General features: G+C 66.1%; 7 protein-coding genes. 3 read left to right on the top strand and 4 right to left on the bottom strand.

The genetic code is table 11. The features are described from left to right. Positions 1-214 precede the first annotated feature (214 nt). From AC3WTC_RS20325 to AC3WTC_RS20315, 3 genes are all read right to left on the bottom strand, one after another. Entirely contained in the window at positions 215-829 is a 615-nt protein-coding gene (locus AC3WTC_RS20325) for an RluA family pseudouridine synthase (RefSeq protein ID WP_180831516.1), read from the bottom strand. A 123-nt stretch (positions 830-952) separates the two neighbouring features. Continuing rightward, positions 953-1,939 carry a malate dehydrogenase gene (locus AC3WTC_RS20320; protein ID WP_025879435.1) on the bottom strand — a complete coding sequence of 329 codons (987 nt, stop codon included), beginning with the start codon at positions 1,937-1,939 and terminating at the stop codon, positions 953-955. 126 nt (positions 1,940-2,065) lie between these two features. Continuing rightward, complete coding sequence (locus tag AC3WTC_RS20315) at positions 2,066-2,557, bottom strand: peptidylprolyl isomerase (RefSeq protein ID WP_025879436.1); 492 nt, start codon at positions 2,555-2,557, stop codon at positions 2,066-2,068. A gap of 239 nt (positions 2,558-2,796) precedes the next feature. On the opposite strand from AC3WTC_RS20315, the gene typA reads away from it, so the two are divergent. From typA to AC3WTC_RS20300, 3 genes are read left to right on the top strand one after another with little or no spacing between them, the layout of a single operon-like run. Then, entirely contained in the window at positions 2,797-4,644 is a 1,848-nt protein-coding gene (gene typA, locus AC3WTC_RS20310) for a translational GTPase TypA (protein ID WP_025879437.1), read from the top strand. A gap of 11 nt (positions 4,645-4,655) precedes the next feature. After that, positions 4,656-5,123 carry a DUF2127 domain-containing protein gene (locus AC3WTC_RS20305; protein ID WP_025879438.1) on the top strand — a complete coding sequence of 156 codons (468 nt, stop codon included), beginning with the start codon at positions 4,656-4,658 and terminating at the stop codon, positions 5,121-5,123. 41 nt (positions 5,124-5,164) lie between these two features. Beyond that, entirely contained in the window at positions 5,165-6,787 is a 1,623-nt protein-coding gene (locus AC3WTC_RS20300) for an amidase (protein WP_223481998.1), read from the top strand. Positions 6,788-6,862: 75 nt separating this feature from the next. Here the strand turns inward: AC3WTC_RS20300 and AC3WTC_RS20295 are convergent, their stop codons facing one another. Continuing rightward, positions 6,863-8,008 (bottom strand): mechanosensitive ion channel family protein, encoded by a 1,146-nt coding sequence (locus AC3WTC_RS20295; RefSeq protein ID WP_492712407.1) that lies wholly within the window; start codon positions 8,006-8,008, stop codon positions 6,863-6,865. Positions 8,009-8,302: the final 294 nt, after the last annotated feature.

Below are 8,302 nucleotides of genomic sequence, written 5' to 3'. Positions count from 1 at the left end.
GGTTGCGGGGGTGTCCGCGGCATAGATGCCGCGGCCAAGCCCCCATGGATGGGTTTACGGCGTCCCCCGCAACCGGACCCGCCCCGCCATCCCACGGAACCCCGCTGTTGCTGTTGCCGTTGCTGTTGCTGTTGCTGCTGAGGTTGCCGGCCAGCGGCCGGCGCTACCGCGGGTACAGGGTGCAGGGCGCAGCCCTGCCGAACACCCTACCCTTCTAGAACGGAGTCGCAGACTCGAACGCGAGCGCCTCGCCCGTCACCGGATGAGTGAACTGCAGCTTCCGCGCATGCAGGCACACGCGCTGCGCGGCCTCTGCGCCATACAGCACGTCGCCGACGATCGGATGACCCAGGCTGGCCATGTGCAGGCGCAGTTGATGGCTGCGGCCGGTGACCGGTTCCAGTTCAACGCGCGTGCGTTGCGCCTCGGTGTCACGCGACAGTACCCGCCATCGGGTCAGTGCCGGCTTGCCGCGTTCGTGGTCGACCATCTGCTTGGGCCGGTTCGGCCAGTCGACGATCAGCGGCAGGTCCACTTCACCGGCATCATCTTCCAGCAGCCCCTGCACGATGGCTTCATAACGCTTGCCCACCTGGCGCTTCTCGAACTGCATCGACAGCGCTACCTGCATGTCCTTGCCGCGCGCGTGCAGCAGCAGGCCAGAGGTGACCTGGTCCAGGCGATGCACGGTCAGCGCATCGGCATACACCGCCTGCAGCCGTGCGACCACGCAGTCCTGGTTCTCCGCCGAGCGGCCGGGCACGGACAGCAGGCCGGCCGGCTTCTCGGCCACCAGCAGCGCGTCGTCGATGTAATGCAGAAGGATCATGTCGTTGCCAGGTACTCCATACGAAAACGGGGAAGCCGAAGCCTCCCCGTTTCCTGCGTACCGGCCAACGGCCGGTACCTACCCTGATGGAAAGGTGCCGGCAGGGTGCCGGCACCGACCGCATCAACCCAGCAGGTGGGCGACGCCGGCGCGCTCTTCTTCCAGCTCGGCCAGGGTCTTGTCGATGTACTTCTGGCTGAAGTCGTCGACCGGCAGATCCTTGACCAGGGTGTACTCGCCGTTCTCGGTGGTGACCGCGAAGCCGAAGATCACGCCTTCCGGAATGCCGTAGGAACCGTCGGACGGCACGCCCATGGTGACCCACTTGCCGTTGCTGCCCAGCACCCAGTCACGCACGTGGTCGATCGCTGCGTTGGCCGCCGAAGCTGCCGAGGACGAGCCGCGGGCTTCGATGATCGCCGCGCCGCGCTTGCCGACGGTCGGGATGAAGGTGTTGGCATTCCACTCCTGGTCGTTGATCGCATCGGCGATCGACGCACCATCGGCGGTGGCGAAACGGTAGTCCGGGTACATGGTCGGGCTGTGGTTGCCCCACACCACCAGCTTCTCCATGCCGGCGACCGGCTTGCCGAGCTTGGTCGACAGCTGGCTCAGCGCACGGTTGTGGTCCAGGCGCAGCATGGCGGTGAAGTTGCGCGGGTTCAGGTCCGGCGCCGACTTCATGGCGATGTAGGCGTTGGTGTTGGCCGGGTTGCCGACCACCAGCACCTTCACGTCACGCTTGGCGACCTTGTTCAGTGCGGCGCCCTGGGCGGTGAAGATCTTCGCGTTTTCCAGCAGCAGATCCTTGCGCTCCATGCCCGGACCGCGCGGACGTGCGCCGACCAGCAGGGCGATGTCGGCGTCCTTGAAGGCGACTTCAGCGTCGTCGGTACCGACCATGCCGGCCAGCAGCGGGAACGCGCAGTCTTCCAGCTCCATCATCACGCCCTTCAGGGCAGCCTGGGCCTTGTCGACCGGCAGCTCCAGCAGCTGCAGGATGACCGGCTGGTCCTTGCCCAGCATTTCACCGGAGGCGATACGGAACAGCAGGGCGTAGCCGATCTGGCCGGCGGCGCCGGTCACGGCAACACGAACAGGTGCTTTCATGGGGATTTCCTCTGCTAAGAAGCTAAGTAGCGTTGTGGGAGATGGCCGCGCGGGCGGGGACAGGCCTGGCGGGGCGGCCGCAACATGGAAACGGCCCCCTCTGCAGGGGGCCGTCCGGGCATTGGATCAGGCGGCGAGGATCTTGTTCCACTCACCCACGCGCTCTGCCTGGGCGGCGAGCACGGCGTCGGTGTCGCCTTCCAGGGTGATCGAATGGATCACGTCGCCCTGCTTGACCGAATCAACGATCGCCTGGCCTTCCAGGACCTGGCCGAACACGGTGTGCTTGCCGTCCAGCCAATCGGTCTTGATGTGGGTGATGAAGAACTGGCTGCCATTGGTGTTCGGGCCGGCGTTGGCCATCGACAGCGAGCCGATCTGGTGCTTCACACCATTCTTCTCGTCTTCGAACTTGTAGCCCGGGCCGCCGGTGCCACGACCCTGCGGGCAGCCGCCCTGGATCATGAAATCGGGGATCACGCGGTGGAAGATCAGGCCGTCATAGAAGCCGCGCTTGACCAGGTTCACGAAGTTGGCGACCGTCAGCGGCGCCTTGTCGGCGAACAGCTCGACCTTGATCGGGCCCTGGGTGGTGTCGAAAGTGGCGATGAGGGACATGCAGATCCTTGGGATGCGGGGTGTGTAATCAGCCCCATAAGGATACACCTCCCCCGTGGCATGGGCGGCTTCGACCATGTGCGCAGGCAGGGTCTTCAGCCTGCGGACGGGCAGCGCCGGGGGGCAGGCTGAATGGGGGCCTCAGCAGTCCTGAAATCCAGGTTTTCGCCAATCGTCAAGTTCGACGTATAATGTTGGACTTCTTTTTCCAAATCCGGCGCCGACTGGCCCCCTTTCGTATGTCCATCGAAAACCTTCGCAACATCGCCATCGTCGCTCACGTCGACCATGGCAAGACCACCCTGGTCGACCAGCTGCTGAAGCAGTCCGGCACCCTGTCCGAGCGTACCGTCCTCGCCGAGCGCGTGATGGACAGCAACGACCAGGAAAAGGAACGCGGCATCACCATCCTGGCCAAGAACACCGCCATCACCTGGGAAGACAAGAAGACCGGTATCAAGAACCGGATCAACATCGTCGACACCCCCGGACACGCCGACTTCGGCGGCGAGGTCGAGCGCGTGCTGTCGATGGTCGACACCGTGCTGATCCTGGTCGACGCGATGGACGGCCCGATGCCGCAGACCCGCTTCGTCACCCAGAAGGCCTTCGCGATGGGCTTCAAGCCGATCGTCGTGGTCAACAAGGTCGACCGTCCGGGCTCGCGTCCGGAGTGGGTGATCGACCAGGTCTTCGACCTGTTCGACAAGCTCGGCGCCACCAATGAGCAGCTGGACTTCCCGATCGTCTACGCCTCGGCCCTGAACGGCTACGCCGGCCTGGAAGACACCGTGCGCGACGGCGACATGACCCCGCTGTACGAAGCGATCATGCAGCACGCGCCGAAGCCGGAAGTGGACCCGGAAGGTCCGTTCCAGATGCGCATCAGCCAGCTGGACTACAACAACTTCGTGGGCGTGATCGGCATCGGCCGCATCCAGCGCGGCACCCTGAAGAAGAACATGCAGGTCGCGGTGATCGACCGTGAAGGCAAGAAGCGCAACGGCAAGGTCGCCCAGGTGCTGGGCTTCCTGGGCCTGGAGCGCATCGAGCAGGACACCGCCGAAGCCGGTGACATCGTCGCCATCTCCGGTATTCCGGAGCTGACCATCTCCGACACCCTGTGCCACCCGGAAACCCCGGAAGCCCTGCCGGCACTGACCGTCGACGAGCCGACCATCTCGATGACCTTCCAGGTCAACAACTCGCCGTTCGCCGGCAACAAGGACCTGTCCGGTGGCAAGTTCCTGACCAGCCGCCAGATCAAGGACCGCCTGGACCGCGAGCAGGTCCACAACGTGGCCCTGAAGGTCGAACAGCTGGAAGACGCCGACAAGTTCCTGGTCTCCGGCCGTGGCGAACTGCACCTGTCGGTGCTGATCGAGAACATGCGTCGTGAAGGCTACGAGCTGGCCGTGTCGCGCCCGGAAGTGATCATCAAGCAGATCGACGGCCAGGCCATGGAGCCGATCGAGCAGCTGGTGGTGGACATCGAAGAAGTCCACCAGGGCGGCGTGATGGAAAAGCTGGGCACCCGCAAGGGCCAGCTGAAGAACATGGAATCGGACGGCAAGGGCCGTGTGCGCCTGGAATACCAGATCCCGGCCCGTGGCCTGATCGGCTTCCAGAACGAGTTCAAGACCCTCACCCAGGGCTCGGGCCTGCTGTTCCACGTGTTCGACCATTACGGTCCGAAGGAACAGGGCGCCATCGCCAAGCGCATCAACGGTGTGATGATCGCCAATGCGCCGGGCACCACCCCCGCGTACTCGCTGGGCCCGCTGCAGGAACGCGGCAAGCTGTTCGCTGCTGAAGGCGACAACGTGTATGAAGGTCAGCTGGTCGGCATCCACTCCAAGGACAACGACCTGACCGTCAACGCGATCAAGACCAAGCCGCTGACCAACATGCGTGCTTCGGGCAAGGACGATGCGATCCAGCTGACCCCGGCGATCAAGTACTCGCTGGAACAGGCCCTGGACTTCATCGAAGACGACGAGCTGGTCGAGATCACCCCGAAGGAGATCCGTCTGCGCAAGAAGTTCCTGACCGAAAGCGACCGCAAGAAGAACTCGCGCGGCGGCTGATCCAGCGAACCGTGAGCCAGAACGGCTACAACCCGGATCCACACCGGCATCCGGGCCTCCATGTCATCGCCTTGCTCGAAGCGAGCAAGGCGATGCTGGCGTTGTTGGCGGCCACCGGGCTGGAAATCCTCGGCCCGCAGCCGCTTCGCGACGGCGTCAATGCCCTGATCCGGCGTTTCAGCCTGGACCCGGATCACGGCACCCTGCCCTCGCTGTTGAATGCAATCAGTCCCGACGCGGTGCACCTGGCTGCGGCGGCGATGATCGGCTACGGCCTGCTGCACCTGGTCGAGGCCTGGGGCCTCTGGAAAGCCAAGGCATGGGCTTCCTGGCTGGGCTGCCTGACCGCCTCCATCTATCTGCCCTTCGATATCTACGCGATCGTCCGCCATCCCGGCTGGGCCTCGTGGACGGTGCTGGCGATCAACCTGATCGTCGTCTACGTGCTGGCGCGCGACCTGCGCAAGCGCCGTCGCTGAGCAGCCGCTACACTGGGGATCGGAGCCGTCGAAGCTGCCCCATGCGCCTGTCCTTGCCGCCCCTCCTGTCCTTCCTGATCACCGCGTTGCCTGCGGGGCTCGCTGCTGGCTGCAGCCCGGCCGCGTCCACCGCGCATGCCGGTGAACCCGGCAACAGCTCTATGCCTTTCCCCTACGCCGAGACCGAAGTTTCCGACCTGCAGGCGCGGATGGTCGCCGGTGAGCTCGACAGCGTCACCCTGACCGGCGCCTACCTCAAGCGCATCGCCGCCCTGGACCGCACCGGGCCACGCCTGCGCGCGGTGATCGAACTCAACCCCGATGCCCTCAAGGAAGCCGCACAGCGCGACCAGGAGCGCCGTGCCGGCCGCCTGCGCGGCCCCCTGCATGGCATCCCGATCCTGCTGAAGGACAACATCAACGCCGCACCGATGGCCACCAGTGCCGGCTCGCTGGCCCTGCAGGGCTTCCGCCCCGGCGATGCCTACCTGGTCCGGCGCCTGCGCGAAGCGGGCGCAGTGGTGCTGGGCAAGACCAACCTCAGCGAGTGGGCCAACTTCCGCGGCAACGACTCCATCTCCGGCTGGAGCGCGCGCGGCGGACAGACCCGCAATCCCTACCGCCTCAGTCATTCGCCCTGCGGCTCCAGCAGCGGCAGCGCGGTGGCCGTGGCCGCCAACCTGGCCAGCGTGGCCATCGGCACTGAAACCGATGGCAGCATCGTCTGCCCCGCAGCGATCAACGGCGTGGTCGGCCTGAAACCGACCGTCGGCCTGGTCAGCCGCGAAGGCATCATCCCGATCTCCTTCAGCCAGGACACCGCGGGCCCGATGACCCGCAGCGTCGCCGACGCCGCCGCCGTGCTGACCGCCATCGCTGGCCGCGATGACGCCGATCCCGCCACTGCGACCATGCCCGGCCGCGCAGTCTACGACTACACCGCACGGCTGGATCCGCAGGGCCTGCGCGGCAAGCGCATCGGCCTGCTGCAGACACCATTGCTGAAATATCGCGGGATGCCACCGCTGGTTGAACAGGCTGTCGCTGAACTGCGCCGCGCCGGCGCCGTGGTGGTGCCGGTGGAACTACCCAACCAGGGCGCCTGGGCCGATGCCGAGCGCATCGTGCTGCTGTACGAATTCAAGGCGGGTCTGGAGCGCTACCTCAACACCTACCAGGCGCCACTGCGCAGCCTGGCCGGGCTGATCGCCTTCAACCAGGCACACAAAGGCCAGGAACTGGGGCTGTTCGGCCAGGAGCTGCTGCTGGAAGCCCAGGCGACTCCAGGCCTGGGCGATCCCGTCTACATCCGCGCGCGCAGCGATGCGCGGCGACTGGCGGGCCCGGAAGGCATCGACGCCGTGCTGGCATCGCAGAAGCTGGATGCGCTGGTCGCACCGACGACCGGTGTGGCCTGGCCCCTGCGCAGCACCGGCGATGACTTCCCCGGCGAGAGCTACAGCGTCGCCGCCGTCGCCGGCTACCCCAGCCTGAGCGTGCCGATGGGCCAGATCGATGGCCTGCCGGCGGGGCTGTTGTTCATGGGCACGGCCTGGAGCGAACCGAAGCTGATCGAGATGGCCTACGCGTATGAGCAGCGCACGCGCGCCCGGCGCCCACCGCACTTCGATACCGATACCTTGATCGAATCCGGCGACCCCTGACCCAATGGATGGTAGCGCCGGGCCGTGCCCGGCGAGCGCAGCGGCACTCTGCAATCCGCCGGGCATGGCCCGGCGCTACCATTCCGGGCGCGGCTCCGCCGGCGCGATGGCCGCCTCACCATCCTCCGCACCGGGTGAACGCACATCGGCGCTGCCTGCACGCCGCATCCGCGGCATATCCAGCTCATCGTCCCGCTGCAGGCGCGCGCGCACCTGCGGCAACGATTGCGGATGTTCGCGTGCGAGGAAATCCAGCATGCGTTCGCGCACCAGGCAGCGCAGGTCGAATGCATCACCGGAACTGCGCGCGCTGACCAGCAGCCGCACCTGGATCGCGCGCTCGCTGGTCTCGGTCACCTGCGTCACGCACACCCGTCCATCCCACAGCGGCTGGCCTTGGCAGATGCGTTCCAGCTCGGCACGTATCGCCGCGATCGGCGCACGGTAGTCCAGCCACAGGAACGCCGTACCGAGCAGGTCGGCACTGCGTCGTGTCCAGTTCTGGAACGGGTGCTCGATGAACCAGGTCAGCGGTACCACCATCCGCCGCTCATCCCAGATGCGCACTACCACGTAGCTGCTGCCGATCTCTTCGATGCGCCCCCATTCGCCCTCGACGATCACCACGTCATCGAGTCGGATCGGCTGGGTCACCGCGATCTGCAGGCCGGCGATCAGATTGCCGAACACCGGTTTGGCGGCGATACCCGCCACCAGGCCGATCAGGCCCGCCGACGCCAACAGTGCGGTGCCGATCTTCTGCACCATCGGGAAGGTCAGCAGTACCAGCGAAGCACCGAGCACGATGATGCCGCCCATCAGCACGCGGCTGAGCACTCGCGTCTGGGTCTGGATGCGGCGCGCTTCAAGGTTGTCCGACACATCGATCGGGTGGCTGCGCAGGATCGCCCGCTCACCCGCCGCAACGCCGCGCACCAGCAACCAGATGAAGCAGGCGGTCAGGGCGATGTGCAGCACGCGCAGCAGTTGATCGAGCGTGTGTTCCGGCAATGGCGTGGTCTGCAGCGCCGGCACCAGCAACAGCAGGGGCAGTGCAAGAGCCAGCGGCGGTCCGATCACCCGGCCGATGCGCGCACGGCGCCGGTCACGCCCGCGAAGGCGACGGTACAGGGCCAGTACGGCCCAAGCTCCCAGGCCGCCAACCACCAGGGCGCTGCCGATCGGCCACAGGTACTGCTGCAGCTGTTGCCAGACCACCATGCATCCTCGCTGTAAACACCGAGCTACAGCGTGGCCCATGCACCATGAGCACAATGTCAGTCGTTCGTAAGCAGAATGTAGGCGGGGGTGTTCGGCAGGGCTGCGCCCTGCACCCGCGGTAATGCCGGCCGCTGGCCGGCAACCTCAACAGCAACAGCAACAGCAACAGCAACAGCAACAGCCTGCATTCCGTGGGATGGCGGGGAGGGGGCAGATGGCGGGGGACGCTGCAAGTACGTCCATGTAAGCTCGGTCGCGCCTTGCTCGTGTGCGCTGTCCTGCGCACACGGCAAG

This window comes from Stenotrophomonas sp. FW305-C-20-S1, assembly GCF_058783335.1.
The sequence above is the reverse complement of the archived record's forward strand: the minus strand, read 5'-3'. Positions and strand labels throughout refer to the sequence as shown.